Annotated in this window: 28 protein-coding genes; 13 read left to right on the forward strand and 15 right to left on the reverse strand. The window is 68.6% G+C overall.

Translation table 11 applies throughout. From position 1 onward, the window contains the following. Positions 1-9 precede the first annotated feature (9 nt). The gene (locus ACCO44_RS00260; protein ID WP_372467787.1) at positions 10-1,554 is read left to right on the forward strand and encodes an FGGY family carbohydrate kinase; all 1,545 of its coding nucleotides are present in this window, start codon (positions 10-12) and stop codon (positions 1,552-1,554) included. Positions 1,555-1,575: 21 nt separating this feature from the next. Continuing rightward, a complete protein-coding gene (locus ACCO44_RS00265; RefSeq protein ID WP_372467788.1) occupies positions 1,576-2,586 on the forward strand; it encodes an NAD(P)-dependent oxidoreductase in 1,011 nt (336 codons plus the stop codon). A 53-nt stretch (positions 2,587-2,639) separates the two neighbouring features. On the opposite strand, the gene ACCO44_RS00270 is transcribed toward ACCO44_RS00265, so the two are convergent. Continuing rightward, entirely contained in the window at positions 2,640-3,551 is a 912-nt protein-coding gene (locus ACCO44_RS00270; protein WP_167381513.1) for a sugar-binding transcriptional regulator, read from the reverse strand. A gap of 98 nt (positions 3,552-3,649) precedes the next feature. Here ACCO44_RS00270 and ACCO44_RS00275 point away from each other — a divergent pair, with 98 nt between their 5' ends. Genes ACCO44_RS00275 through ACCO44_RS00285 form a run of 3 tightly spaced genes read left to right on the forward strand, consistent with a single transcriptional unit; the run spans position 3,650 to position 7,183 of the window. Further along, positions 3,650-4,993 carry an MFS transporter gene (locus tag ACCO44_RS00275; RefSeq protein ID WP_372467789.1) on the forward strand — a complete coding sequence of 448 codons (1,344 nt, stop codon included), beginning with the start codon at positions 3,650-3,652 and terminating at the stop codon, positions 4,991-4,993. Between the two features lie 27 nt (positions 4,994-5,020). Further along, positions 5,021-5,647 (forward strand): class II aldolase/adducin family protein, encoded by a 627-nt coding sequence (locus tag ACCO44_RS00280; protein ID WP_372467790.1) that lies wholly within the window; start codon positions 5,021-5,023, stop codon positions 5,645-5,647. Positions 5,648-5,659: 12 nt separating this feature from the next. Then, positions 5,660-7,183 (forward strand): aldehyde dehydrogenase family protein, encoded by a 1,524-nt coding sequence (locus tag ACCO44_RS00285; RefSeq protein ID WP_262002449.1) that lies wholly within the window; start codon positions 5,660-5,662, stop codon positions 7,181-7,183. 9 nt (positions 7,184-7,192) lie between these two features. Here the strand turns inward: ACCO44_RS00285 and ACCO44_RS00290 are convergent, their stop codons facing one another. Continuing rightward, on the reverse strand, positions 7,193-8,404 hold the full coding sequence (locus tag ACCO44_RS00290) for an MFS transporter (protein ID WP_372467791.1): 1,212 nt from the start codon (positions 8,402-8,404) through the stop codon (positions 7,193-7,195). Positions 8,405-8,482: 78 nt separating this feature from the next. On the opposite strand from ACCO44_RS00290, the gene ACCO44_RS00295 reads away from it, so the two are divergent. Next, complete coding sequence (locus tag ACCO44_RS00295) at positions 8,483-8,926, forward strand: winged helix-turn-helix transcriptional regulator (protein ID WP_372467792.1); 444 nt, start codon at positions 8,483-8,485, stop codon at positions 8,924-8,926. Positions 8,927-9,051: 125 nt separating this feature from the next. Then, positions 9,052-9,702, forward strand: coding sequence for a hypothetical protein (locus tag ACCO44_RS00300; protein ID WP_372467793.1), 651 nt, complete (start codon positions 9,052-9,054; stop codon positions 9,700-9,702). 22 nt (positions 9,703-9,724) lie between these two features. Here ACCO44_RS00300 and ACCO44_RS00305 read toward each other — a convergent pair whose 3' ends face one another. The 4 genes from ACCO44_RS00305 to ACCO44_RS00320 form a co-directional block, all read right to left on the reverse strand. Continuing rightward, positions 9,725-10,027, reverse strand: a complete 303-nt coding sequence (locus ACCO44_RS00305) for a hypothetical protein (RefSeq protein ID WP_372467794.1) — start codon at positions 10,025-10,027, stop codon at positions 9,725-9,727. Beyond that, a complete protein-coding gene (locus ACCO44_RS00310; RefSeq protein ID WP_372467795.1) occupies positions 10,024-10,290 on the reverse strand; it encodes a hypothetical protein in 267 nt (88 codons plus the stop codon). Before ACCO44_RS00310 ends, ACCO44_RS00305 begins: the two co-directional genes overlap by 4 nt. A gap of 285 nt (positions 10,291-10,575) precedes the next feature. Next, positions 10,576-11,379 carry an SDR family oxidoreductase gene (locus ACCO44_RS00315; protein WP_372467796.1) on the reverse strand — a complete coding sequence of 268 codons (804 nt, stop codon included), beginning with the start codon at positions 11,377-11,379 and terminating at the stop codon, positions 10,576-10,578. Next, entirely contained in the window at positions 11,376-11,876 is a 501-nt protein-coding gene (locus tag ACCO44_RS00320) for a MarR family winged helix-turn-helix transcriptional regulator (RefSeq protein WP_372467797.1), read from the reverse strand. Before ACCO44_RS00320 ends, ACCO44_RS00315 begins: the two co-directional genes overlap by 4 nt. Positions 11,877-11,980: 104 nt before the next feature. On the opposite strand from ACCO44_RS00320, the gene ACCO44_RS00325 reads away from it, so the two are divergent. Beyond that, the gene (locus ACCO44_RS00325) at positions 11,981-12,247 is read left to right on the forward strand and encodes an LPXTG cell wall anchor domain-containing protein (protein ID WP_372467798.1); all 267 of its coding nucleotides are present in this window, start codon (positions 11,981-11,983) and stop codon (positions 12,245-12,247) included. Here ACCO44_RS00325 and ACCO44_RS00330 read toward each other — a convergent pair. Further along, complete coding sequence (locus tag ACCO44_RS00330) at positions 12,231-12,758, reverse strand: helix-turn-helix domain-containing protein (RefSeq protein ID WP_029264152.1); 528 nt, start codon at positions 12,756-12,758, stop codon at positions 12,231-12,233. The two genes, ACCO44_RS00325 and ACCO44_RS00330, sit on opposite strands and share 17 nt — an antisense overlap. A 70-nt stretch (positions 12,759-12,828) precedes the next feature. On the opposite strand from ACCO44_RS00330, the gene ACCO44_RS00335 reads away from it, so the two are divergent. Together ACCO44_RS00335 and ACCO44_RS00340 are read left to right on the forward strand one after the other, a co-directional pair. Then, a complete protein-coding gene (locus ACCO44_RS00335) occupies positions 12,829-13,539 on the forward strand; it encodes an ABC transporter ATP-binding protein (protein WP_372467799.1) in 711 nt (236 codons plus the stop codon). Further along, positions 13,536-14,330 (forward strand): ABC transporter permease, encoded by a 795-nt coding sequence (locus ACCO44_RS00340; protein ID WP_372467800.1) that lies wholly within the window; start codon positions 13,536-13,538, stop codon positions 14,328-14,330. Before ACCO44_RS00335 ends, ACCO44_RS00340 begins: the two co-directional genes overlap by 4 nt. Positions 14,331-14,349: 19 nt before the next feature. Here ACCO44_RS00340 and ACCO44_RS00345 read toward each other — a convergent pair whose 3' ends face one another. Next, positions 14,350-15,501, reverse strand: coding sequence for a calcium:proton antiporter (locus tag ACCO44_RS00345; RefSeq protein WP_372467801.1), 1,152 nt, complete (start codon positions 15,499-15,501; stop codon positions 14,350-14,352). A 196-nt stretch (positions 15,502-15,697) separates the two neighbouring features. On the opposite strand from ACCO44_RS00345, the gene ACCO44_RS00350 reads away from it, so the two are divergent. Then, positions 15,698-15,832, forward strand: coding sequence for a hypothetical protein (locus ACCO44_RS00350; RefSeq protein WP_017829963.1), 135 nt, complete (start codon positions 15,698-15,700; stop codon positions 15,830-15,832). A 67-nt stretch (positions 15,833-15,899) separates the two neighbouring features. On the opposite strand, the gene ACCO44_RS00355 is transcribed toward ACCO44_RS00350, so the two are convergent. From ACCO44_RS00355 to ACCO44_RS00365, 3 genes are all read right to left on the reverse strand, one after another. Next, the gene (locus ACCO44_RS00355; protein ID WP_372467802.1) at positions 15,900-16,880 is read right to left on the reverse strand and encodes a Clp protease N-terminal domain-containing protein; all 981 of its coding nucleotides are present in this window, start codon (positions 16,878-16,880) and stop codon (positions 15,900-15,902) included. After that, positions 16,877-17,122: a hypothetical protein gene (locus ACCO44_RS00360; protein WP_372467803.1), complete on the reverse strand. Its 246-nt coding sequence runs from the start codon at positions 17,120-17,122 to the stop codon at positions 16,877-16,879. The genes ACCO44_RS00355 and ACCO44_RS00360 overlap by 4 nt, the downstream gene beginning before the upstream one ends. Before the next feature lie 84 nt (positions 17,123-17,206). Next, positions 17,207-18,532: a hypothetical protein gene (locus ACCO44_RS00365; RefSeq protein ID WP_372467804.1), complete on the reverse strand. Its 1,326-nt coding sequence runs from the start codon at positions 18,530-18,532 to the stop codon at positions 17,207-17,209. A gap of 1 nt (position 18,533) precedes the next feature. Here ACCO44_RS00365 and ACCO44_RS00370 point away from each other — a divergent pair, with 1 nt between their 5' ends. Continuing rightward, complete coding sequence (locus ACCO44_RS00370; protein WP_372467805.1) at positions 18,534-18,833, forward strand: hypothetical protein; 300 nt, start codon at positions 18,534-18,536, stop codon at positions 18,831-18,833. Between the two features lie 12 nt (positions 18,834-18,845). Here ACCO44_RS00370 and ACCO44_RS00375 read toward each other — a convergent pair whose 3' ends face one another. Then, a complete protein-coding gene (locus ACCO44_RS00375; RefSeq protein WP_262002460.1) occupies positions 18,846-20,030 on the reverse strand; it encodes an alcohol dehydrogenase catalytic domain-containing protein in 1,185 nt (394 codons plus the stop codon). A gap of 147 nt (positions 20,031-20,177) precedes the next feature. Here ACCO44_RS00375 and ACCO44_RS00380 point away from each other — a divergent pair, with 147 nt between their 5' ends. Next, positions 20,178-20,660, forward strand: coding sequence for an SRPBCC family protein (locus ACCO44_RS00380; RefSeq protein ID WP_372467806.1), 483 nt, complete (start codon positions 20,178-20,180; stop codon positions 20,658-20,660). Here ACCO44_RS00380 and ACCO44_RS00385 read toward each other — a convergent pair. From ACCO44_RS00385 to ACCO44_RS00395, 3 genes are read right to left on the reverse strand one after another with little or no spacing between them, the layout of a single operon-like run. After that, on the reverse strand, positions 20,638-21,642 hold the full coding sequence (locus tag ACCO44_RS00385; protein ID WP_372467807.1) for a hypothetical protein: 1,005 nt from the start codon (positions 21,640-21,642) through the stop codon (positions 20,638-20,640). The genes ACCO44_RS00380 and ACCO44_RS00385 overlap by 23 nt on opposite strands. A gap of 7 nt (positions 21,643-21,649) precedes the next feature. Next, positions 21,650-23,488 carry a substrate-binding domain-containing protein gene (locus tag ACCO44_RS00390; protein ID WP_372467808.1) on the reverse strand — a complete coding sequence of 613 codons (1,839 nt, stop codon included), beginning with the start codon at positions 23,486-23,488 and terminating at the stop codon, positions 21,650-21,652. A gap of 32 nt (positions 23,489-23,520) precedes the next feature. Continuing rightward, positions 23,521-24,345 carry a shikimate 5-dehydrogenase gene (locus ACCO44_RS00395; protein ID WP_372467809.1) on the reverse strand — a complete coding sequence of 275 codons (825 nt, stop codon included), beginning with the start codon at positions 24,343-24,345 and terminating at the stop codon, positions 23,521-23,523. Positions 24,346-24,869 lie beyond the last annotated feature (524 nt).

The following is a 24,869-nucleotide window of genomic DNA, read 5'->3' on the forward strand; positions in this document are numbered from 1 at the left end:
GAGTTCAGTGTGCAGAGCCGCACTCGCATCATCCTCGGCGTCGACGCCGGCACCACATCGGTGAAGACCGTCGCCTTCGACCTCGACGGTCGCATCGCGAGCGTCTCCCGCTCGAGCGTGCGCGTGCAGCGGGCCGAAGACGGGCGCGCCGAAGCCGACATGAACCACATCTGGGATGCCGCAGCGTCCACGATCGCTGCCGTGGTCGATGACATCGGCGACGCGGAGATCGTCGCGATCGGTGTGACCGGCCAGGGCGACGGCGCCTGGCTGGTGGATGCCGACGGTCGGCCCGTCGGTCCCGCAGCCCTCTGGCTCGACGGGCGGGCTCACGAACGCCTCGATGACTGGCTGGATGACGGACGCGCGGCGGCCGTGCACCAGGCCACCGGCTCTCCTCTCTTCTCCGGTGCGCTGCCGATCCTCGTCGACGAGCTGATGGCGGCGGATCCGACCCTGCGGGAGCGCGTCACGACGCAGCTGAACTGCAAGGACTGGCTGCGCTTCAAGCTCACCGGTCGCCGTGCGACCGATCCCAGCGAGGCCTCGCGCACCTACCTCGACACCGCGACGGGGGCGTACGCCGAAGAGCTGTTCCCCGCACTCGGACAGGAGCACGTGCGCGAATACCTGCCGGAGGTGCTCGATCCGCAGCAGATCGCCGGCCGGCTCGAGCCGCGAGTGGCAGCGGCGCTGGGGCTCCCCGAGGGGCTGCCCGTCGTCGTCGGAGTCGTCGACACCGCGGCTGCCGGCATCGGACTCGGCGTGCTCGACGACGGCCGTGGCTACGCCATCCTCGGCACGACGAGCCTCGTCGGCATCAACCACGCCTCGCGTGCCGACGTGCGCAGCGAATCGAGCATCGTGCTCGCCACCGGTCGAGGGACCCAGGTTCTGGAGTCCATGGCCCCGATGACCGGCACCCCCAACCTCGACTGGGTGCGCGCCACGCTCGGCCTCGCGGACGAGGACTGGGTCGTCGTCGAGAAGCAGGCCGTTGCGGTCGCGCCGGGCAGCGGGGGCGTGATCTACCTCCCCTACGGCGCCCCGAGTGGCGAGCGAGCTCCGTTCTTCGCCCCCGACGCCTCGGCATCCTGGCTCGGGATGAGCGTCACCACGACACCGGGTCAGCTGCTGCGGAGCGTCTACGAGGGCCTGGCCTTCAGCCTGCGCGAGTCCACCGACGCGCTGGGGCTGGAAGGCCCCCTGCTCGTCTGCGGAGGAGGCTCCGATTCCGACCTCCTGTGCACGATCCTGGCCGACGTCCTGGCTCGCGACATCGTGCGTCAAGACCAACCGGAGGTGGGCGCCCGCGGCGTCGCCATGCTCGCGATGGCCGCGGTCGGCCTGGCTGACGACCTGCACGACGCGTCGCGCCGACTGACGCCGTCGACCACGACCTTCTCTCCGGACGCCGCCCGCACCGCGCTGTACGACGACGCGTATGCGCTCTTCCTCGCGACGCGCGATGCTCTGCGCCCGCACTGGGGCGGACTCCGCCGCCTCCGCGAGAGCGCCGAGCAGCATCCCGCTCCCGAGTCCTCGGCTCACTGACCACCACCTGAAAGAAGACACATGACTGAAACGTCCCGCCCGAAGGTGCTCATCACCGCTCCGTTCGACGCCGGCATCGCCGATTCCCTCGCCGACGCCTTCGACGTCACCCTGATCGACCCGACCATGGACGGCGGATCCCTCGCCGACCGTGGAGTCGACGACGCGCTCGCCGCAGCGGATGTCGTCATCGCCGAGCTCGACGTGGTCGACGAGAGCGCGCTCGCAAAGGCGCCCGAACTCAAGGCCGTCGTCTCCTGCCGTGCCAAGCCGGCGAACGTCGACCTCGACGCCTGCACGGCCCGCGGCATCCCCGTCTTCACGACCCCCGGCCGCAACGCCGAGGTCACGGCCGATCTGAGCTTCGCCCTGCTCCTGGCCACCGTCCGCAAGGTGAGCCAGTCGGAGCGCTGGCTGCGTGCCGGCAACTGGACCGAGGACGACGTGTTCGAGCCCTACGAGGTCTTCCGCTCGATCGGGCTCGGTGGGCGCACGCTCGGCATCCTGGGCGGCGGCGCGATCGGCCGTCGGATGGTCACTCGCGCCCGCGGATTCGGCATGACCGTCAAGGTGTACGACCCGTTCCTCGCCCCCGATGCGTTCGGCGACGAGGCCAGCGTCGTGCCCCTCGACGAGGTGCTCTCGACCTCCGACATCGTCACCGTGCACGTGCCGCTGATGCCCGAGACCGAGGGGCTTCTCGGTGAGCGCGAGCTCGCGCTCCTCCGCCCGGACGCCTATCTGATCAACGCCGGCCGCGCCGCGATCATCGATGAGGAGGCACTGATGGCCGTCCTGCGCGACGGCCGGATCGCCGGTGCCGGCTTCGACGTCTACTACCAGGAGCCGCTCCCGCAGGATCACGAGCTCTTCACCTTCGACAACGTCACGCTGACGCCGCACATCGCGGGCGCCTCGGATGACGTCATCGTCGAGCACTCGCGCATCGCTGCGGCGGCGCTGCGGGGCTGGGTCGCCGGGCAGCGCGTTCCCGGAACCGCGAACGAGAAGGCTCTCGCCGCCGTCGGCTGAGCGTCTGAACGCGGGGAGCGGATCGTGCGTCGCGCGGTCCGCTCCCCAGCGCGTCAGTCGAGCAGCGCCGTGACGGTGTTCGAGTCGGTCACGAGCATGTTCACCATGCCGCTCGAGAGGGCGGTGCGAACGGCGTCGAGCTTCGCCGCGCCCGCCGCGATCGCGAGGCGGTGCGGGATGGCGCGCAGCTGATCGAGGTCGAGCCCGACGACGCGGGAGTCGAGCTCGCCGCGGACCGGGGCTCCGTTCGCATCGAAGAAGCGTCCGCCGATGTCGCCGATCGCTCCGGCCTCGAGGAGCGCGGCTCGCTCGCGCTCGCTCAGCGACCCGAAGAGCAGCCCGCGGCTGTCGTGCGTGCTGCCGATGCCCGCGATCAGGGTGCTGGCCTCGGCCGCTCGTGCGAGCACCTCGCGCACACCGGGGTCGGCGTAGGCACTCTCCGCGGCCTGCGGCGTCGCGGCGACCAGGGGGGCCGGGAGGTGGAAGGCCGATCCGTCGGTGCGGCGTGCCAGCGCGAGGGTGAGCTCGTGCGGGTTGGCACCGTTCGCGAGACCACTGCTCGATCCGGTGAGGGGCACGAAGCGGGCGCCGAGCGGTCGGGCCGGGAAGGCATCGACCACGGCGGCGACTGCCGTGGAGAGACCCATGGCGACCGTGGTGTCCTTGTCGATGACGCTCGCGAGCGCCTCTGCGCCGACCGTCGCCATCGCGCGGGACGCCTTCGCGGGGTCGTCCACGCTCGGGGCGATCCAGGCCTGGCGCAGTCCGTAGCGGCTGAGCAGTGCCTGCTCCTCGGCGGCGAACAGCGATTCCTCGACGTGCACGATGATCTCGACCATGCCGCTGTCGCGGGCCTCGGCGAGCAGTCTCGTGACGCGGACGCGGGACAGGCCGAGTGCGTCGGCGATCTCCTGGTGCGTGAGCCCCAGCTCGTAGTACATGCGCGCCACGCGACCCATCAGCATGCTGAACATCCTCCCACGCCGACTCCTCCGGTCCTGCTTGACAATTCCGCGACGCGTGCCCAAGATGTCCATGGGCATTCGTTCACGATGCTGAACAAATGTACACCACATCCCGAAATCTCTACGCGCTCAACGAGGAGACACCCATGGTCACCCCCGCATCACCTCCCGCCGAGGGCCGCTTCGCGCGCCTCCTCAGCTCTCAGGGCATCTCGCGGCCCATCGCCTGGGGCTTCGTCGCCCTGACGATCTTCATGATCGGCGACGGCATCGAGGCCGGCTTCCTCTCGCCGTACCTCGACGAGCGCGGCTTCGACGGCGGTCAGATCGCCCTCCTCTGGTCGGTCTACGGCATCGTCGTCGCGGTGGCCGCCTGGTTGAGCGGCGCCCTGGCCGAAGCCTGGGGCCCCAAGCGCGTCATGATGCTCGGCTTCGGCATCTGGGTCGTCTTCGAGGTGCTCTTCCTCGTGTTCGGCGTCATGGCCGGCAACTTCGAGATCATGCTCCTCGCCTTCGGGATCCGCGGGCTCGGCTACCCGATGTTCGCCTACGGGTTCCTGGTCTGGGTCACGATCGACACCGACGAGCAGGTGATGGGTCGCGCCGTCGGCTGGTACTGGTTCTTCTCCACGCTCGGACTCGGCGTGCTCAGCTCCTACTTCGCCGGGGCCGTCATCCCGATCATCGGCGAGCTCGCGACGCTGTGGATGGCGCTCGCCTTCGTGGTCGTCGGCGGAGTGATGGTGCTCGTGCTGCTGCGCAATCCCGTGACCAAGAAGGTCACCGTCGCCAGCAGCGTGAAGGGTGTCGTCAGCTCCCTCACCATCGTCGCGACCAACCCGAAGGTCGGCGTCGGCGGCGTGATCCGCATCATCAACACGCTCTCCTTCTATGCGTTCGTCGTGTTCCTCACGACCTACATGGTCCGCGACGTGGGCTTCGACCTGGCGCAGTGGCAGATCATCTGGGGCACGATGCTCGCCGCGAACGTGGCCGCGAACCTCCTCTCCGGCTACCTCGCCGACTGGATCGGTCGCGTGAACGTGGTCGCCTGGGCCGGTGGCATCGGATGCTTCGTCACCGTGCTCGCCCTCTTCTACGTGCCCACCCTGATCGGACCCAACTTCTTGGTCACGATCGCGATCGCCATCGTCTACGGCCTGGCCCTCGGCATGTTCGTGCCGCTGTCGGCTATCGTCCCGCTGCTCGCCCCCAAGAACAAGGCTGCCGCGGTCGCCATCCTGAACCTCGGCGCCGGCCTCAGCCAGTTCATCGGGCCGGTCATCGCGGGCCTCGCCGCACCCATCGGCGTCGAGGGCACCGTCTGGATCATCGCCGTGCTCTACCTCGTCGGCTTCGGCCTGACGTTCCTGCTGAAGGCGCCCAAGGAGGCGGATGACGTCGTCTCGGCGAACCTCGCCCCGAGCGCCGTCGCCGCCTGAATCCCCCACCCTGACAAGGAGTCACCCATGACCACGCGTGTGGAATCACTCATCGAAGAACTCTCGGCCGTCGGCGTCGACATCGTCGCCCGCGGGCTCGCCCTCGCCTCCGGAGGCAACATCTCGGCGCGCATCGATGAGGACACCTTCGTGGTCACCGGCTCCGGCACCTGGCTCGACAGGCTCACGCCCGAGGACTTCTCGGTCATGAGCCTGTCGGGTGAGGTGATCAGCGGCTCCCCGAGCCCTTCGAGCGAGTGGAAGCTGCACCAGCGCAGCTACGCCACACGGTCCGACGTCAACGCCGTGGTGCATGTGCACCCGCAGCACGCGGTGCTCCTGAACGCCCTGGGTCACGACGTGCGACTGATCACCCTCGACCACGCCTACTACGTGCGCTCGGTCGGGACCACTCCGTACTACCCGAACGGATCGGATGAGCTCGCCGACTCCGCCGCCGAGCAGGCCGCACACCACGACTGCATCATCATGGGGCACCACGGCTGCTCCGCCCTCGGCGACTCCGTGAGCATGGCCTTCCGCCGCGCGCTCAACCTCGAGGAGGCGGCCACCGCGACCTACCGCGCGCTGCTTCTCGGTGACACCGAGACCGCCTTCCCCGCCGAGGCGCTCGCCGCCCTGCACCACGCCTGAACAGGAGCCGCGATGACGACCGTCCCCACGCACATCAGCATCGATCCCGATATCAGCGAGGCGACGAAGCGCTTCCTCGCCCAGCCTCCTCGCCTGCTCATCGACGGAGAGCTCGTCGAAGCCCACTCCGGGCGCACCATCGACATCGTCGACCCGGGCACGGGCGCCGTCATCGCCCGGTCGGCGGCGGCGGATGCGGTGGACGCCGACCGCGCGGTGCAGGCTGCGCGTCGCGCCTTCGCACCGGATGCGCCCTGGCGGAAGATGAGCGCGCTCGATCGCGGACGGATCATCCTGCGTCTCGCCCGCCTGCTCGAGGAGCGCGCCGACGAGTTCGTGGAGCTCGAGGTGCTCGACGGAGGCAAGCTCAAGGGTGCCGCCGCGAGCGTCGATCTGCCGCTCGCGATCAACCACTTCGAGTACTTCGGCGGCTGGCCGTCGAAGATCGAGGGCAACACGATCCCCGTGTCCGTGACGGATGCGATGGTGCGCACCGAACGTGTCCCGGTCGGAGTCGTCGCGCAGATCGTGCCCTGGAACTATCCGCTGCTCATGGGTGTGTGGAAGATCGCTCCCGCGCTCGCCGCGGGCTGCACGATCGTCATGAAGCCCGCCGAGAACACCCCGCTGTCTCTGCTGCGCCTCGGGCAGCTCGCGCTCGAAGCGGGCATGCCGAAGGGCGTCCTCAACATCCTCACCGGATACGGTGCCGAGGCCGGCGAGGCGCTCGTCGACCACCCCGACGTCGACAAGGTGGCCTTCACCGGATCTACGGCTGTGGGTACGCGCATCGCCCAGCGTGCCGCTCCGATGGTGAAGAGAGTGACACTGGAGCTCGGCGGCAAGAGCCCGAACATCATCTTCGACGACAGCCCGGTCGAAGAGGCGGCGGCCGCTGCGGCCAGCGCGATCTTCTTCAACGCCGGTCAGGCCTGTGCGGCGGGCTCGCGGCTGTACGTGCAGAAGCGCTCGTACGACGACGTGGTCGGTCGGCTCGCCGACATCGCCTCGTCGATGACGGTCGGCCATGGCTTCGACCCGTCGGCGCAGATCGGGCCGGTCATCTCCACCCGTCAGCACGAGCGCGTGCTCGGCTACATCGACGGCGCTCAGGAGCAGGGGGCCACGGTCGCCGCGGGAGGATCCGCCTTCCCCGATGCCGCGATCCCCGGTGGCTTCTACATCCGTCCGACCGTGCTGACCGACGTGGACGACACCTTCACCGCCGTGCGTGAAGAGATCTTCGGCCCCGTCGTGGTGGCGCAGCCCTTCGACGACATCGACGAGATCGCGCGCCGGGCGAACGACTCGCCCTACGGCCTCGCGGCGGGCATCTGGACGCGCGACATCAGCAAGGCGAACCGACTCGCACGACTCCTGCAGGCGGGAACCGTCTACATCAACATGTATGGTGCGACCGATGCGGCCGCCCCCTTCGGCGGATTCAAGATGTCGGGCTACGGCAGGGACATGGGCCACGCCAACCTGGAGTCGTACCTGGAGACGCGCACGGTCTGGACCAACCTGGCGCACTGATGTCGCCGATCATCCCCGCTGCGTGATCGGGCCCGAGTGGCGTGCTGAGTCCGGCTCGCCACTCCGGGGCTTCCCGACGAAGGGAAGTCCGAGTCGCCACGCGACGAGAGCCGCGGCGGCGAACACCGCGCCCAGGATCGAGGATCCGGCCCATCCCCACGCGCTGAAGGAGACGGTCGTGGTGACGGCGCCGACGGCAGACCCCAGCGAGTAGAAGACCATGTACCCGCCGATGGTCGTGGAGACTCGATCCGGATGCAGCGCGGTGAGAGTGTGCTGGTTGCTGACGTGCACGGCCTGAACCGCGAAGTCGAGCACGACGATGCCGACGATCAGCAGCGTCAGTGACCAGGGGAGCTGTGCGATCAGCACCCAGGAGACGATCAGGGCGAGGAGTGCGAGTCCGGTGACGCGATTCGCCTCCCCGCCGTCCGCCCAGCGGCCCGCGCGAACGGCGCCCAGAGCACCCGTCAGGCCGGCGAGGCCGAAGAACCCGATCTGCGTCTCGGAGAGCTCCCAGGGCGCGTCCGACAGAGGAAGCGCCATTCCGCTCCAGAGCGTTCCGAACGAGGCGAAGAGGAAGAAGGCGATCGCGCCGCGGCTGAGGAAGACGGGTTCGGTGAGCAGGCGGCCGATGCCTCCGACGAGGTCTGCATATCGACGGGCGGGTGGACGCACGTCGGTGGGCAGTAGACGTAGTGCTGCGACCCCCAACACGATCGAGAGGGCCGCGAGGACGACGTAGACGCTGCGCCACCCCCAGAGATCGGCCATCATGCCGGCGATCAGCCGCGACCCGAGGATGCCGACCACCACGCCCGACGTCACGAAGCCCAGGTTCCGTCCGCGCTCGCCGGGATCCGACACCGCTGCGGCGTAGGCCACGGTCGTCTGCACGACGACGGCGAAGATCCCCGTGAGTGTGAGGCCGGCGAACGCGACGCCCGCGGCCGGGGCGACTGCGACCGCGAGCATCCCGGCGGCCACGAGGCCGAGATGGAGGGCGATCAGCCTCCGCCTGTCGAAGCGGTCGCCGAGGGGAACGAGCAGGACGAGTCCCACGAGGTAGCCCAGCTGTCCCGCCGACACCAGCCAGCCGAGCGCATCGGTCGGCAGCTGAAGGTCTCGCCCCATCTGCGCGAGCACGGGCTGCGCGGCATAGACCGTCGCGACGGCGACGGCGCAGATGGCGGCCAGCAGTGTCTTCTTCCGGAGATCCACACAAGTCCTTTGGTTTCAAATTGCTACCAAAGTGACCGTAGGGCATACTGGTTGCAGATTGCAACTCTTGGAGATCTCATGAGCGATGCCCCCGATCGTCCGCAGTGGACCGATCCGACCTGTCCCGTCGCGCGCACCGTCGACCTGGTCGGCGACCGCTGGAGCATGCTGATCATCCGCGATGCCATGGACGGCGCCCGCACGTTCACCGACTTCCAGCAGCGCACGGGGATCGCGCGCAATATCCTCGCCGACAGGCTCCGCCGCCTCGCCGCGTACGGGCTCGTCGAGCAGGTCGATGCTCCCCCGGCCAAGCGGAAGCACTATGAACTGACCGCTGCCGGCGAGGAGCTCTTCCCGGTGATCCTCGCCCTGCGGGGTTGGGGAGAGCGCCATGCCTTCGTTGCCGGGGAAGCTCATTCAACTCTCGTCGATGCGGCGGGTGAGCGGGTGGTCGCATCTGCGCCCCTCGGCGCCGACGGTGCGCCGCTGACCAGTGGGAACACCCGCGTCGTGAGGTGAGTGCGTCCTGCCTTCGCGACGAAGTCGGCCCGGTAGGACCCTGGGTCCGGGCTTTAGGGCGCTGCTCTGCGGTTTCTGACAGGGTGGAACGCAGGACCTGCCCCTGGACGATGAAGCGGTGAACGATGAGTGGACCTGATTCCCCGGTGATCGGGGTCGACGACGCACCGTCGCGGTGGTCACCATGGTGGCTGGCATCCGGAGCGCTGTTCATGGCCTCGGCCCTGCTGGCCGCGTTCCGCAGTCTTCCGGGTTCACTTGACCTGGGTGCTCTCAGCGGGGTCTCGACCGCGGTGACACTGACCTTCAGTCTCGCGCTCGTCGCCGCCGGCGTCGGAGCTGCGCGCCACGACGACACCCTCCGCCTGCCGAGGGCAGCGATCATCTCGCTCTTCCTCCTCGCCGTCTGGCTCCCCGTGGCCCCGCCAGCGCTGACCGCTTCATTCGGAATCGCCTCGGCGGCACCGCTCTACCTGAACGCTCTCGTCGAGCTGGGGCTGAGCGGTGCGATCGTCGCCGGAGTCCTCCGCAGTCCGCTGCCGAAACCCTGGAGGTTCATTCCGGCGATTGCGCTCGCCGCCGTGGTCTTCGGGTCGCTGCTCCAGGGCGCCTTCCTGTCCGGCAGTGTGACCGACCAAGGCGCGATGATCCTCGTCTCGAACGTGCTGACCTTGGCGCGCATCCTCGCCACCGGAGCGCTGGGCGCCGTGGCGCTCCGGGCCGCGCGTTCGCGTGCCGGGTCAGTGGTCGTGTTCGGGGGATCGGTCGCGTCCTGAACCCCGGCCGGCGGCCCGTTCGTCAGGCGACAGTGAGGTACCCGCTCGAGGAGTCGTCCTCGACGAGGGTGTATGACAGCACTCCGTCTCCGTGCGCTCGCGTTCGGCGCCACACTCGCTCGTGACCGCCGGTGGCGTAGTCGAGGACGATCCATCGGGGCGCCTCGGGATCACGTCGACCGACGATGTAGGAGACGCTGCCGAGCCCGGTCGAGCAGAGGTGCGCGACGAACTGATCGGCAGCCGGTCTCTTCGGCGGCGTGCGGCACAGGTCCGTCGGGCGGATGCGCAGGGTCAGGTCCGCCTGCGCCGGCCGGGCCTTCACGCGGCACCCCCGGCACGGGCGCCCAGCTCGGCGAGATCGCGGAGGCCGTGCGCGTCGAGATAGGCGCGGATCGTGTCCTGGACGATGCGGATCTGCGACTCGTTTCCCATGGCGGCCTGCATCGCGCCCATCGTGGGCGTCGGCTTGCCGTTCACGCGTTCGAGCGCCTCCCACACGATGTCTTCGCGTGAGCCGCGGCCCATCGAGTGCGGCATCGAACTGAACACCGGGTTCGGCTTCCAGCCGGATCGGGTCTCTTCCATCAGCGGTTCCTCTCGTCTCGCCGGACGCGGTCGAATGCGGGTGCACTCGGTCTCGTGCGCGGGCACGCCGAATAGCCCTGGGGCGAGGTGCCCCGGTGGACGGCGCGCGGTCCTGCGGCCAGGGGTCTTCCCGAAGACTGTCGGATGTCGACGCGGGAAGGACGATCTGGCCGTCCGGTTCCCTCCGACCGTATCACGTTATTTTGAGTCATTCAAAATAACGACGACGATGAAATGCGAAAGGGCCCGATCCGCTGCGGATCGGGCCCGGTCATCCCCTGCGCGTCAGCGTCGAGGGGCGTCGTTCCACGACCAGATGTCGTCGCCGCGGAGCACTGCGTCGGCGCCCCCGTCGCAATAGATGGTCTGGCCGGCCATGTGGGTGTTGGCCGGGCTCGTCAGCCACATCAGCAGTTCGGCGATGGACGACGCCGGCTGGTGGTAGTTGAGCGGCATCGGCACCGCGGCGTCGACCTGCGCCAGACCCTCCGGGTTCCCGAGCAGCCCTGCCGTCATCGGCGTGGTGACGGTGCCGGGGGCGACGGCGTTCAGCGGAATCCCGGCGCCGGCCCATGCCGGTGTCACGGATTCGCGGCGGACCCAGCGCGACAGTGCGCGCTTGCTCGACGAGTAGTTCAGGAATCCGGCCTCCGGGGTGGTCGCGAGCTGGTCGCCGATCTCGAGCGCCAGCGTCTCGTCGCCGCTCAGCGCGGCGTCGACGAGTTCGGCCGATACCGGCTGCAGCGAGGCCATCGACGAGACCACGGCGGCGCGCGGCTGGTCCGCCAGGCTCAACGTCGGCTGAAGCGCTTCCAGGAACTCGGTCACGCCGAAGTAGTTGATGGCCATCGTCTTCGAGATCGGCGCGGCGATGCCGGCGCACGCGATCACCGCGTCGATCATGCCGCCGGCGGCCGTGATGGCCGCTTCCGCCGCCGCCCGGCGGCCGTCGGGGGTCGACAGGTCGCCGGAGACCTCGACGCCGGCGAGGTCCACGCCGATGACGGTGTGTCCCTGCGCGCGGAGCAGCTGAGCAGTGGTGGCGCCGATGCCGGATGCGGCGCCCGTGATGACGTAGGTGCGTGTCATGTTTCCTCCTGAGTTGATGGGACGGTGTCGGGTGGAACGGGGGAGACCGTCGCTCGAGACGCTCCCGGCAGCGCGACGACGAAACGACTGAGGCTGGTCTGGAAGTCCGCGATCTCGTGCGGAGTCCAGCCCGCGAGGGCCTCTCCCACCATCTGCTGCCCAGCGGCCACGAGTCGCGCATATGATTCGATGCCGTCATCCGTCAACCGGACCACGACCGTGCGTCCGGAGCGGATTCGATCGAAGAGCCCCTGGGCGGACATGCGGGAGACGAGCTTCGAAGCGGTCGGGCGCGACAGAGACGCTCGTTCGGCGAGCTCGCTGAATCCGAGGGAGCCGCCGCCCGCACCGACCGTGTACAGCGCGCGGACCTCGGTGGCATCCAGAGGGGCGTCGAGCTCCGCGGCGACCGAAGCCTGCAGGTCGTTGCGGCTCCATTCGGCCACCACCCGCACGAGCGAGTCACGGATGCTCTCGATCTCTCTGTCGATCGCCACAGTTCGACAATATCAGCTCAGTTGCGTGAGGCAACTGTTGATGCCGCGCATCCGGGAGTGGCGGGCGACCTTCCCTGGTGCTCCCGAATGACGGTGTGATCAGCGTGACGATCACCACGCCCGCGAGCGAGGGAGCCGAACCGCCGACCTCTCAGGTCGCCGCGATCACGAACGTGTACCCGGTGCTGCCTCCGGATCCGACTCCGGATGGCGGCGGCGGTGACGGCGGCGCGATGCCGGCGACCGGGCTGGACGGGTCCTCCGCGTCGTTGTACGCCGCGCTCGGAGCACTCCTCCTCTTGGCGGGAGCTGTCCTGATCCGCCGGCGACGGGGCGATCTGGTCGGTCGGGGGGTCAGTCCTCAGGAATGACGATCATGCTGAGGCCGACCCGGCGCCGCCCCTCGCCCTGCTCTGTCGTGTAGGGAGCGATCAGCGTGGCCAGTCCGGCTTGCAGTTGCTCCAGCGCGGCCTCGTCCACATAGAGCGGGACGGAGCCGAAGCCGAGGAAGCCACGCGCGCCCGGAGCCTCCTGGTCGGCGAAGCGGTCGAATCGGCCGGCGAGATCGCCGAGAAACGTGAGGAATGCGGAACGGAGCTGCAGGTCGCTCATCGCCTGCAGCTCGGCCTCCGGCACGTGCGCCATACGGTCGCCGAGGGTGAGCGTGCGCTCGGTCGTGCCCCGCACTTTCCGCTCTTTCGCCACGGCGAGGACGCCGGCGTCGATGAGGGCGGCGACATGCCGGTAGAGCGTGGGCTGCGACACGTCGGGGATCGCGTCGCGGAGCTCGGCGGTCGTCAGGTCGCGTCCGCCGAGCTGCTGGACGATGCGGATGCGTACGGGGTGCAGGATGACGTCGGCGATCGAAGTCTCTGGGGTCACGGGACGCCTCCATTATTATCACTGTGATAATGTTCTCGTTCTGTAGTCAGTTTACGGGGAGGGATCAGATATGGCAGCCATCGAGGTCACGGGTGTGACCAAGCGCTACGGCACGGTCGAGGCGGTGTGCGACGCCGACTTCGCCGCCGAGAAAGGTCGCATCACGGGTCTTCTCGGTGCGAACGGCGCGGGCAAGTCGACGACACTGCGGGTGCTGCTCGGACTGGCCCGCCCCGATGCCGGGTCCTCGCTCATCGACGGCGTCCCCTACCGAGCGCTGCACGCGCCCGCGCGCACGGTGGGTGCGCTGATCGACATCGCCGGCGCGAACCCGAGGATGACCGCCCGCGCGCACCTGCGCACGTACGCCGCTCTCAGTCGGCTGCCGAAGACGCGTGTCGAGCAGGCTCTCGCCGAAGTCGGCGCTCTCGAGTACGCCGACCGACGCATCGGGACGTTCTCGACCGGGATGCGCCAGCGCCTCGGGCTGGCGACCGCCCTCCTCGGAGAGCCCGAGATCCTCGTGCTCGATGAGCCGCTCAACGGACTCGACCCCGCGGGGATCGCCTGGCTCCGCTCCTTCCTCCGCGACTTCGCCGACGCCGGGGGGACGGTTCTGCTGTCGTCGCACGTGCTGAACGAGCTCGAGCACACGGTCGACGACGTCGTGGTGCTCGACCGGGGCCGCGTCCGCTGGTCCGGGACGCTCGCCGAGACGATCTCCGGGCGCGAGTCGCTCGAGGCGGCCTTCCTGCAGATCACCCAGGAGGTGGCGGCGTGAGCGTGCTGCGCGGAGAGCTGATCCGCGTCACCTCGACCCGGTTGCTGCTGTGGACAGCGGTCACGGCCGTCGTGGTCGCCGCCTTCCTCTCCGGGGTGCTCGCGATCGTCGGGCCGGAGAACGCCAACCCGCCCATGCCGGGCATCGACACCGCCGAGGGTGCGGGCCTGATCCTCGGCCTCTCCACCGTCACCCTGTTCATCCCGGCGCTGATCGGCACTGTGGCCGTGACCGGCGAGTATCGGCATCGCACCATCGGGACGACCTTCCTGGCCGTACCGCGCCGCGGGCGGGTGCTGGGCGCGAAGCTCGTGGTGTTCGCGCTGGTCGGCCTCGTCTACGGGGTGCTGTCCTCGCTCACGACGGGGCTCGTCCTCGTGTCGGCCGCGGCTGTGCGCGGTGTCCCTCTCGCGATCGGCGTCGATGACCTGCTCCAGTCTCTCGGCAAGCTGGCGGTCGCCTCGGCGGTGTACGTGCTGCTGGGTGTGGCGATCGGTGCGCTCGCACGCAACCAGATCGTCGCCATCGGCATCGTGCTCGGGTACTTCTACTTCCTCGAGAACGTGATCATGATCGTCCCCGGAGTCAACGCCCTCTACCCGTACCTGCCCGGCGGCGCGACGGCGTCGCTCACGCGCTTCACGTTCCTGACCGATGCGATCTCCGAACAGACGCCGCTCGCTGCCGCCCCGCTGGTGTCGCCGATGCTCGGCGCGCTCATCCTGCTCGGATACACGGCCGTGGGTGCTCTGGTCGCCCTGGCGGTGCCGCTGCGGCGGGACATCGCCTGATCATGCCCCGCCGCACGCCTCAGCTGAACAGGACGATCACGTAGACCGCGAACGTCACCAGGTGCGCGGCGCCGTGCATCGCGGTCACCCGCTTCGCCGCGAACGTCGTGACCGAGAGCAGCAGCGTGACGCCGAGCATCAGCAGGTTCGCCGGAGACTCCGCCAGGACGACCGTCTGACCGGTGAGCATCCCGATGATGAGAACCGCGGGGATGGTGAGGCCCACCGTCGACACCAGTGCTCCGTGGCACAGATTGTTGACGCGCTGGGCCTCACCGCCGAGTGCTGCCCGCACCGCCGTGATGGACTCCGGCAGGAACACGATGCCGGCGATGAGCACGCCGGCGAGGGCGACCGGAGCGCCGAGCCGGCCCAGACCGTCGTCGAGCAGCGCCGCCATGTCGTGCGACAGGAGCACGATCGGGATGACGGTGACCACCAGGAGCCCGAGGCGCACGAGGACCTCCGTGCGATGCTCGGCCAGCACCTGCCGGATCCCGCCGGCGTTTTCCGCCTTCTCCTGACGCTCGGCGCTCTGCAGCAGCCGGGGATCGACCTCGGTGAAGTCGCTCGCCTGTGCGCCCATCTGCCGGTAGAGGAAGAACGCGTAGAGCACGAGGGTGAGCACGATGATGGGGATCTCCTGCCCCGTCGTGTACGAACCGTCCGCGCCGATCAGGGCAGGGAGTCCGAACGCGAGGGCGACCAGCACCACCAGCATCGACAGGTAGGCCGAGGTGCCGGTGCGGTTGTGGGCCATGCCGCGGTGGCGGAGCCCGCCGAGGAGGAGTGCCAGACCGATCACGAGGTTCATGATGATCATCGCGACGGCCATGACCGAGTCGCGGGCGATGGTCGCATGCTCGCCCGGTCCGAGCATGACGGCCGAGATCAGGATGACCTCGATCAGCACGATCGAGAGCGTCAGGACCAGGGATCCGTAGGGGTCGCCGAGTCGATGTGCGAGGGCCTCGGCCTGTTTCACCACGCCGAATGCGCAGACGAGGATCACGGCGATGATCCCGAGGAGAGCGATCACGAGGACAGGTCCCGGCACAGGCGGCGCCAGCACCGGGTGGAGGAGGAGGAGAGCCGCGAAAGCGCCCCATCCGAGGGCGACTCGGACGATATCCGTGACGCCGATCAACTGCTTAAGCTCCGTGCGTGACATCGCCGGACTCCTTCGAGGTGGGGCCGTCCCCGACTGATGACCGCGAGCGGGTCGTCCCGGTCGCAGCGTTGTGTCAACGCACTTTCTGACTCCACAAGCTTAGCAAAAATTTCCCGATCAGGAGGAAATTTGACTTCCGCTGGGCGCTGGCTATGGTCGGAGGTTACGCCAGCCACCGAAGGGGAAGCGAGTAACCATGTCCGGAAAGTCCATCCAGGGTCGCGACAGCAAGAAGGCGCCGCAGCTCTCGCTCAAGGAGAAGCGAGCTGCGAAGCGGGAGAAGAACGCACCAGCCGAGTTCATCAAGCCCCGCAAGGGCGCGAAGGGCTGACGGGGATCCGGCCCGGCCGGCGGCGCATCGTCCCGGATGCGGGTGATGCGCCGCCGGCGTTCGGGCGTCAGCGGAAGACGCGGGTGATGCCGCTTTCGAGCTGCGTGAGCTGGATGAAGAGCACGAAGCGAAAGAGCGGCTTCATCAGCACGCGGACGATGCGACGGCCGCCGCGGCTCGGAGGGGTCAGCCATGTCAGGGTCACGCGGAGTTGCATTCCGCCGGCGGCATGTTCGAGCGCGAACGCCACCGACCGCGGATTCGAGCGCGCTGCATCGGGGTGAGTGAAGAGCCACTGGATGCTCGTCGGCTCCTCGCGCTGGGCGATGTGCACGCGCTGGCGCCGGAACTCATCCTTGACCTGCATCGGCTTGCCGTCGGGCAGGGTCGTCGCGGTCTCCGCCTCCCACGACCCGCTCGTCTCGTCGTCCGCATCGACCGCGGCGATGCCCTGGTCCCACTCGGGGATACGGGCGGGAGCGGACAGCAGCGCCCACACATCCTCGATCGGCGCAGGCACGAAGACCGAGCGGGAACCGGAGAGGTTCTGATGGCCCGCCGGGGCAGGGGTGATGAGGCGAAGCCGCTGCACCTCGTCCAGCCGGGTTCGCAGAGTGTCGGGATCGGCATCGAGTCGTCTCAGGATCTGGTCGATGAGCCCGCTCGGCTCGTCGACCAGAGCGCGGAGCACGGCTGCCGAGTCACCGCGCCGCTCGCCGCTCGACGCGTCTTTCAGCACCGTGATCGCGCGATCCGTCCATTCATAGCCGCTGGTCTCGTGGAAGACGATGCGACCCGGACTGTCCGGATCGGTGGCGATGCCCACGAGCCCGAGTTGAGACGCGTGCTGCGCCGCGACGGCTGCGCGCGCCGCCTCCAGGCTGACGCCCATTCCGCGGAGGGTCTGGCCGCCGGTCTCGGAATCGATCGTCAGCGCGAGGAGGAGGTGATCGATGTCGGTGTCGCGGACGCCGAAGCGCGAAGCCTCTTCCATCGCCGCGAGCGAGAGGGTGTGCATCGTGGCGGCGGCGTGCGTGATCCGGCTCATGAGTTCCTCCGAGGGACGGTGATGGTGGGGTCGATCCGCTTCGAGTGCTTTTTGTGCACTGCCTGCCTCGTGACGCCCAGGGCATCGGCGATGGCCTGCCAGCTCATGCCGGAGCGGAGTCCGGCTTCGACCTGGCGCAGTTCGAGTGCGTCGGCGAGGGTGCGGAGCGAGGCGACGGCACGCAGCCCCGCGCGTGGGTCGGTCGTGTCCGCGGCGATCTGTGCGACATCGAGGGATTCCATGCTGTCAACCTACGTTGCTCGACGCAAGAATGTCAACCCGAGTTGCTTAGATTGTCACGACGTGAAGTGTCCCTCGGCCGATGATCACGGGTACCGAGCCTGGATCTCGAGAATCTCCTGCGGCGTGGGCGCGGTTTCGACCGAGACACGGCGCTGGAGCGTCTGGAACGGCGTCAAGCCCTCACCGGTCGGCGCGGGTTCGATCTTCTGCTTCCAGGTCGGCTCGATCACGTCGAGCATGTAGCCCAGCTGGGCACCTGTTTCGTAAGCGATGTCGCGTTCCAGGATCTCGAACTGCTCGTTTTCCTCGATGTAGTCCAGAACAGACACGAAGGTCGCGGTCCCGCCGGGCTGGGTCGTAAGGATGTTGATATCGCCATGCGTGAGGTCGGACATGCGTCGTTCGACATACTTCGCCGTGCCTTCGATCGCCTCGGTGTTGTCCTGCACGCGCAATTCCGGCCACTTCTCATAACGTGCGACGCGGATCTGCGCGAGGTCGTGGGCGGCGATCTCCATGCGGGCGGGATCTGTGACACCAGTGGCGGAATCGAGGATCGCGAACTCGGTGCGCAGCATTGCCAGCTGCTCGGCTGACGTCGGGTAGTCGAAGATGCGGTCGCCCTCCGCCCCGCGGTCATACGTCCATTCCTGCTGCTTGCCCACGTGGAAGGCTTCATGGAGCAGGAAAGTCCCGAATTCGTGGGCAGGGTCGCCGGCTCCGTCCAGGACGTCGGCGGAGTACTTGAAGGTCAGCACGGGAGTGTCCCCGAGCGTCTCGATGGTGAAATTGAAAGGCGCCCAGAACGGCAATGATGCTGTCCCGAGGGTCTTGGTCACGCGCACATCCTCCGGCAAGGAGCCGTCGGGAAAGTCGATCTTCTGCATTCCCGTGGTGTCGATCACGTCCGACATGTTGATGAGGTAGGCATAGTGCCAGATGACACCGCCCACCTCGTCGCGGCGGATCAGTGTCAGGGGCTGTTCGTCGAAACGGTAGCCCGTCGACCAGATCGCCGCAGGGTCGGCCTGGAACTGCTTGTAGAGGGTGCTCAAAGACGTGAACATGCGCTGATCGGTGTCGTCGAGCTCTGCATAGTGCGTGCCGGGGAGCTTCTTGACGCCGAACCACACCACGGCCGCGCCGACAACCACGAGGATGACCACCACGATGAGTGCGATCCACCCGCGCCTGAGTCTTCTGGAGGCGGGTGCGCCCGCCAGCGCGGTTCGTTCGGCCATGATTCTCCCCCTGTCGGTCTTCGGGACCGCGTCCCGACAACACCGCCTAACATTATAGATGGCGAACCTGGGAGCGGAGAGTGATACGCCAGCGCCGGCACCGCTGTCAACGGGCGTGTGCTGCGGCCGGAAGCGGCGGATCGTGGTCGTTCCGAGAGAGGAGACCACGATGTCGAATCCTGATCAGCCACCTGCCCACGAGCACGACGACATGCCAGATGCTGCCCGCGACAGCATCGCCGCGCACCTGGCCGAACGCGGGACCGGCGACTCCGCTCCGGCCGACGGCGTGCCGGCGGGGGGCGCCGGCGCCGACTCCGGGGCTGTGGAGGCGGTGCGTGTCGACCCCGAGTCGCGCTCGTCGGTCCCGGACGAGTCGACTCACAATGACGAACCCGGCATCGGCACCCGCCGTGCCGACGTCGACGAGGCGAACCGCGACGACGGGGACCCCGGCAGCCGAGCCTGAGCCCCTCCGCCCTCAGACGGTCGACGGATGCAGGACGACCTTGATGCAGCCGTCCTCCTTCTTCTGGAACGTGCGGTAGAGGTCGGGCGCGTCCTCGAGGGGTGCGTGATGCGTCGTCAGGTCCATGACGCCGAGCGGATCAGCGGGATCCTCCACGAGCGGCAGCAGGTCGTCGACCCAGTTCTTCACGTTGCACTGCCCCATCCGCAGGGTGATCTGCTTATCGAACAGGGTCTTCATCGGCATGATGTCGGCGTCCCCTGCATACACACCGCTCAGCGACACGGTTCCGCCGCGGCGCACGACGTCGATCGAGGCGTAGACGGCGGCGAGCCGGTCGACGCCCGCCTTGTCGAACACTTGGCGAGCAGCGGGGTCGGGAAGGAGGCCGACCGCCTTCTGCAGGAACTCGACTCCCGAGTTGCCGTGCGCCTCGAGCCCCACGGCATCCACCACCGAGTCGGCGCCGCGTCCCTCGGTCAGGTCCCGCAGCTCCTCGACCACGGTGTCGGTCAGGTCGAACGTCTCGATGCCGTGACGCTCCGCCATCGCCCGCCGCTCCGGTACCGGGTCGACCGCGAGCACCCGATACCCGCGGTGCCGTCCGACGCGCGACACGAACTGGCCGACCGGCCCGAGGCCCATCACGGCGAGCGTCCCGCCCTCCGGCACCTGCGCGTACTCGACCCCCTGCCAGGCCGTGGGAAGGATGTCGCTGAGGAAGAGGTAGCGCTCGTCGGGCAGGTCGGGCGCCACGGGGATGTGGTTGTAGTCGGCGAGCGGCACCCGCAGATACTCGGCCTGTCCGCCCGGCACCTGGCCGTAGAGCTTCGTGTAGCCGAACAGCGCCGCCCCGCTGCCGTACTCCCGCACCTGCGTGGTCTCGCACTGGGACTGCAGTCCGCGCCGGCAGAGGAAGCACTCGCCGCACGAGATGTTGAACGGGATCACCACACGGTCGCCGACCGACAGCTTCGTGACGCCCGCGCCGACCTCGACGACGACGCCCATCGGCTCATGGCCGAGGATGTCTCCGCGGTCGAGGAAGGGGCCGAGCAGCTCGTACAGGTGCAGATCCGATCCGCAGATCGCGGAGGAGGTGACACGGATGATGGCGTCCGTGGGCTCCTGGATGACCGGATCGGCGACCTCCTCGACCGTCACGCTCCGCTTCCCCTGCCAGGTGAGTGCCTTCATGGTGTCCTCCGATCATCGGTCCGTGTCGGCCCACGCTCGTCGAACGATGCGCCGCCGCCAACCGGGTTGACAGAAGTACCGCGCTCCGTGTCAAGCGTCTTCTGCGGTCGGCCGCGGGCGTGCAGGATGATCGCGGACGGAGGAACCATGGCGACGAACACTCGTGACCTGGCCTGCACCACGGATGACGTGTTCCGGGTGCTCGCGAACGGCTGGCTGTATCCCGGATGGGTGGTCGGTGCCTCGCGGATGCGCGACGTCGATGCCTCCTGGCCGGCGGTCGGCGCGCAGTTGCACCACTCCTTCGGCGTGTGGCCGGCGCTGCTCGACGACAGGACCGAGGTGCGGGAGTGGGAGCCGCCGCACCGGATGGTGCTCATCGCCCGGGGCTGGCCGATGGGCGAGGCCAAGGTCACTCTGCGCGCGCGCACGACGGCATCGGGCTGTCAGGTGCGCATCGACGAGGAACCCGTGAAGGGGCCGGCGGTGCTCATCCCCCGCTTCCTCACGACGCCGATGCTGCGCTGGCGCAACGCCGAGACGCTGCACCGGCTCGCCTACCTCGCCGAGGGCCGAGCGGGAGGCGACGGCAGGGCGTCGGGCGAGGTCACTCCCCCGAGTTCTTCTTGAACTGCCGCTCCCAGTCGCGCAGCTCCGACCGGCCGATGAGCGAGTCGAGCGACACCTGGAACAGCAGGCCCTTTCGGGCGTTGACCTGCTTGATGTTGTCGATGATCTGCGTCGTGACGGCCGCCAGTGCCTCGCGCACCTCGGCGACGCGCTCCTCCGGTGCATCCCACAGGTCGGGCCGCGTGAGCAGGTCGAGCAGATAGTCGCGTTCCAGCGCGGCGACGAGGCGGGCGAGCTTGTCGGAGTACTCCGCCTCGGCCAGTGCGACCTGGTCGGTCTCCGCCTTGGCGTCGAGTCGTACGAAGAGCTGCTCGACGTGGGAGGCGAGCGCCTCGATGCCCGCGGCTGTCTCCGTGGCCACAGGGTTGCCCGGGAGGTTCGCATAATCGACCCGCAGCTCGCGCAGCCGGTCCACCCGCAGGCGGATGCCGGGAGGAACAGGATCCACCGCGGTCTTCGGCGTGCGACGGCGACGGGCGAGCAGTCCTATCGCCGTGCCGCCGGCTGCGAGCAGGACGGCTCCGCCAATCACGACGGGCAGCAGCCAGTCGGTCCCTCCCCCGGCTTCCAGGCCCGGGGAGGACGGATTCTCCTCGACGATCTGCTGCACGGTCTCGACGAGAGCGGTCTGGGTGTCGCCTCCCGCCGCCGCTTCGTTCTCGTTGGCGATCCGCAGCACGTCGTTGCTGTCGATCACGGTGGAGCCCGCCTGCAGGTCGTCGCCCACGGCGAGCACGACGGTCGTCTGCGGCACTCGCTCGCTGAGCCGGTCGAGCAGTTCCAGCGGGTAGACGGTGCCCAGGTCGGCATCCTCCGGCAGCACCACGACGGCGATCGTCCGGTCCCCCGGCACGGCGGCCGACAGGGCATCGGTCATCGCCGACTGCCCCTGCACGCCGGGGGCGACGTAGACGTCGCCGGACTGCAGGGCGGCGATCGCGTCGGTGACCCCGCTCGGGTCGGATGCCGTGGAGCTGATCATTCCCACCTCAGAAGTTGTTGATCACGGAGGCGAAGACGAGGTCGATGCGCTCGGCGTCCGACGCGTCGAACATCTGGCCGCCGGTGGCATCGGCGATCCGCTGCAGCACCGAGGTGTCGGCGGCCGAGCTGTACGCGATGGGGAAGATCCGCACCGGGGCATCGGTTCCGCCCTCCTTCGTGCTCTTGCCGATCTTCGCGATCAGCGAGTCGAGGGATGTCGTCGAGTCGGTGTCCTCGCCGTCCGACAGCACCACGATCGCGTTGATCCGTCCGGGCTCGGCGCGCTCGCTCATGGCCTCGTACGCCGTGAGCACCGCGTCGTACAGCGGTGTGCCGTTGCGCTCGGCGTAGCGGAGGTCGTCGAGGGAGGAGTCGAGCTTCTCGCCGTCGGCGCCCAGCGGAGTGACCCCGCGGAGCACCTCGATGTTCTCGCCCTCGTCGGAGGAGACGCCGGTGGTGAACGCCCAGACGCCGACCTCGTCGGTGGAACGGAAATGGTCGAGCGTCGTCTGGGCGCCCTGGATCGCCCCGTCGAGCCGGGAGCGGCCGTCGCCGATCGGCTCGTCCATGGAGCCGGAGATGTCGATGAGCTCGAGCACCGATGAGGGCTTGCGAACCTGCGTCCACTGGTCGATCGCGGTGGAGATCACGTCGACCTCGGGCTTCGGCAGCGTCACGGCGGGCTGTGCGGGATCGACACCGAAGTTCGCGGTGAACAGGTCGCCCAGGGGGACCGATTCGTCGAGCGGACGGAAGCCGTACTCGGGAAGGATCGTCTGCGCGGCCTCGGTCTGCAGGAACGCGGCGAAGGCCTCACCCGCCGTGCGCTGCTCCGGCGTCACCCAGTCGGCACCGAGCACGGTGACGGGGTTGTCCGACCACATCGACCCGCCCGCGGGGTACACCGCGACCAGCTTGGTCTTCGGTGGGACCAGGGTCTCTCCCGGCTGCACGGTGTGCGAGTCGGGGTTGCCCTTGTTGTAGTTGAGCAGCGAGGTCTCCTCGAGCGCGACCGCCGAGACGTAGGCCGAACCGTTGGCGCCGTTCTGCGTCTCGTCGTACAGCGTCGACAGCACGTTGCCCGTGGTGTCGCCGTAGTGGATCACGCACTCCTCGAACACGCGGGAGAAGTCGGCCGCGGCATCCACATCGGCCGAGGTCAGCCCCTCCGCCTTGCCGGACGCCTCGTACGACTGCATCAGGATGGTCGACAGCCCGGTGGTCGAGGTGTTCGGGTTCGTCTTCGAGATCTTGAAGGCGCCCCAGATGTCCTTGCCCACGCTCCCCCAGCCGTCGGGGTCCTGGCACAGGCCTTCGAGGTCGGTGATGCTGATCGGCTTGTCCGGCCACCCGAGCGCCTTGGCCATCGGCTCGGGCATACCGAAAACGACGGGGGTGCGGGTGAAGGATGCGGGTGTGCCGACGAGGTTCTGCGAGGCGGCCGCCGCGACGCGGTCGGTCCAGACGGTGGAGGCGGGCGACCACAGGGTGGGCCACAGTGCGCGGTCGTCGCTCGGCCAGTCCTCGCCGGATGTCAGGTAGCTGGCGGCGTTGCCGGACGAGACGTTCGTCGGCCGCACGGTGGCGCAGGTGTCGAGCGACTCGTGCTCCGGGGAGTCCTTGAACGCGGCCGCCAGCTCGTCGAGCATGTTGACCTTCTCCGACGAGGTCGCCACGGTGATGTGCGTGCAGCCGTCGTCGGGAAAGCCCTGGCTGCCGTCGGGGGCGGGCTCTTCTCCCCCACCCGTGCAGGCTGCCAGCACCAGTGCGACGATCGCCGCCGTGGCCAGGGCGGCAGGTGTGCGGCGGATGGTGGTCCTTCGTGCGGTGCGAGGCGCGCTCATGCGCCAAGGGTACCGATGTATCGGGCTCCCGATCACGCGGTTCCGGCGCGCATGAACTCCTCGGCCGCCTGCACCTGCGCCGCGCTCGGACGGATTCCGGTGTAGAGCACGAACTGCTCGAGCGCCTGCAGGGTCGCGACTTCGGCACCGGTGATCAGGGTCTTGCCGGCGGCGCGACCCGCGATGATCAGGGGTGTCTCCGCGGGCAGCGCGACGACGTCGAAGACGACGGATGCCGCAGCGATCGCCGCCTCCGAGAACGACAGGGCGTGCTCCTCCGAACCGCCGGCCATGCCGATCGGGGTGACGTTGACGAGGATGTCCGCCGTCGAATCGGACGCGTCCGCTCGCCAGTGGAATCCATACAGGTCGGACAGCGCGCGCCCGTTCGATTCGTTCCGAGCGACGATGGTGACATTCGCGAAGCCGGCGTCGCGGAAGGCGGCTGCGGTCGCCTTGGCCATGCCGCCCGAGCCCCGCAGCAACACGGAGGCAGCAGGATCCAGCTCGTTGCGCGCGATCAGCTGCGCGATCGCGGAGTAGTCGGTGTTGTACGCCGTGAGCACGCCCGCATCGTTCACGATCGTGTTGACCGAATCGATCGCGGTCGCCGAGGGGTCCATCCGGTCGACCAGCGCGATCACGTCTTCTTTGTACGGCATGGAGATCGCGCAGCCGCGGATGCCGAGTCCGCGCACGCCGGCGATGGCCTGGGCGAGGTCGATCGGAGCGAAGGCCTTGTAGATCCAGTTGAGTCCGAGCGCCTCGTAGAGGTGGTTGTGGAAGCGCGTCCCGTTGTTGCTCGGCCGCGCCGACAGCGAGATGCAGAGCGTCATGTCCTTGTTGAGCAGCGTCACCGCATCAGGCTACCTCCGCGTCGTCTCGGCGCCGGGCGAGCGGCGGCTGACCTCGGTCGATCTCACCAGGACGAGGTCCGTGACGAGACGGTGCGTCCTCCCCTATGGTGAAAGTGCATGCACACGGGGATTGATCGTCTTCGTCTCTCCCCAGGAGACGAACGGCCCACCCCAGGGGCAAGACGATCCGTGCATGCGATTGGGCCCCCTCGAGTGGTTCAGTCCCCAATGGACCGCTCGAGGGGGTCGCTATCGCCCTCCGCGCACTGATTTTCGGATTTGTCCCCCAAAAGGGGGACAAGCGCTCCGAAAAGGAGTTAGGCTGTTCTTGACGCACCCTCCGGTCGTCTTCGGCCCTCATCGCTCCCCCCGCGGTGAGGGCCACACCATTTTCTGGGCGTCGTGCGTTCGCGCGCCCCGGGAATCCGCCGGATGACGGCCGTGTGCCGCTCGTGCAACATTTGGATTACCTTCTTGCAGCGGCTATTCCGCTCGGGGGCTCCTCCACTAGCGTTAGCGATGTC

It is taken from the genome of Microbacterium maritypicum (assembly GCF_041529975.1).
Taxonomy (GTDB): domain Bacteria; phylum Actinomycetota; class Actinomycetes; order Actinomycetales; family Microbacteriaceae; genus Microbacterium.

Excerpts from the sequence above, each read along its gene's own strand:
- ACCO44_RS00375 (WP_262002460.1), bottom strand. The coding sequence starts at position 20,030 with ATGAAGGCACTCACCTGGCAGGGGAAGCGGAGCGTGACGGTCGAGGAG.
- ACCO44_RS00265 (WP_372467788.1), top strand. The coding sequence starts at position 1,576 with ATGACTGAAACGTCCCGCCCGAAGGTGCTCATCACCGCTCCGTTCGAC.
- ACCO44_RS00390 (WP_372467808.1), bottom strand. The coding sequence starts at position 23,488 with ATGAGCGCGCCTCGCACCGCACGAAGGACCACCATCCGCCGCACACCT.
- ACCO44_RS00360 (WP_372467803.1), bottom strand. The coding sequence starts at position 17,122 with ATGGAATCCCTCGATGTCGCACAGATCGCCGCGGACACGACCGACCCA.
- ACCO44_RS00370 (WP_372467805.1), top strand. The coding sequence starts at position 18,534 with ATGTCGAATCCTGATCAGCCACCTGCCCACGAGCACGACGACATGCCA.
- ACCO44_RS00355 (WP_372467802.1), bottom strand. The coding sequence starts at position 16,880 with ATGAGCCGGATCACGCACGCCGCCGCCACGATGCACACCCTCTCGCTC.
- ACCO44_RS00300 (WP_372467793.1), top strand. The coding sequence starts at position 9,052 with ATGAGTGGACCTGATTCCCCGGTGATCGGGGTCGACGACGCACCGTCG.
- ACCO44_RS00275 (WP_372467789.1), top strand. The coding sequence starts at position 3,650 with ATGTACACCACATCCCGAAATCTCTACGCGCTCAACGAGGAGACACCC.
- ACCO44_RS00310 (WP_372467795.1), bottom strand. The coding sequence starts at position 10,290 with ATGGAAGAGACCCGATCCGGCTGGAAGCCGAACCCGGTGTTCAGTTCG.
- ACCO44_RS00380 (WP_372467806.1), top strand. The coding sequence starts at position 20,178 with ATGGCGACGAACACTCGTGACCTGGCCTGCACCACGGATGACGTGTTC.
- ACCO44_RS00315 (WP_372467796.1), bottom strand. The coding sequence starts at position 11,379 with ATGACACGCACCTACGTCATCACGGGCGCCGCATCCGGCATCGGCGCC.
- ACCO44_RS00345 (WP_372467801.1), bottom strand. The coding sequence starts at position 15,501 with ATGTCACGCACGGAGCTTAAGCAGTTGATCGGCGTCACGGATATCGTC.
- ACCO44_RS00295 (WP_372467792.1), top strand. The coding sequence starts at position 8,483 with ATGAGCGATGCCCCCGATCGTCCGCAGTGGACCGATCCGACCTGTCCC.
- ACCO44_RS00385 (WP_372467807.1), bottom strand. The coding sequence starts at position 21,642 with ATGATCAGCTCCACGGCATCCGACCCGAGCGGGGTCACCGACGCGATC.
- ACCO44_RS00285 (WP_262002449.1), top strand. The coding sequence starts at position 5,660 with ATGACGACCGTCCCCACGCACATCAGCATCGATCCCGATATCAGCGAG.
- ACCO44_RS00350 (WP_017829963.1), top strand. The coding sequence starts at position 15,698 with ATGTCCGGAAAGTCCATCCAGGGTCGCGACAGCAAGAAGGCGCCGCAG.
- ACCO44_RS00280 (WP_372467790.1), top strand. The coding sequence starts at position 5,021 with ATGACCACGCGTGTGGAATCACTCATCGAAGAACTCTCGGCCGTCGGC.
- ACCO44_RS00335 (WP_372467799.1), top strand. The coding sequence starts at position 12,829 with ATGGCAGCCATCGAGGTCACGGGTGTGACCAAGCGCTACGGCACGGTC.
- ACCO44_RS00270 (WP_167381513.1), bottom strand. The coding sequence starts at position 3,551 with ATGCTGATGGGTCGCGTGGCGCGCATGTACTACGAGCTGGGGCTCACG.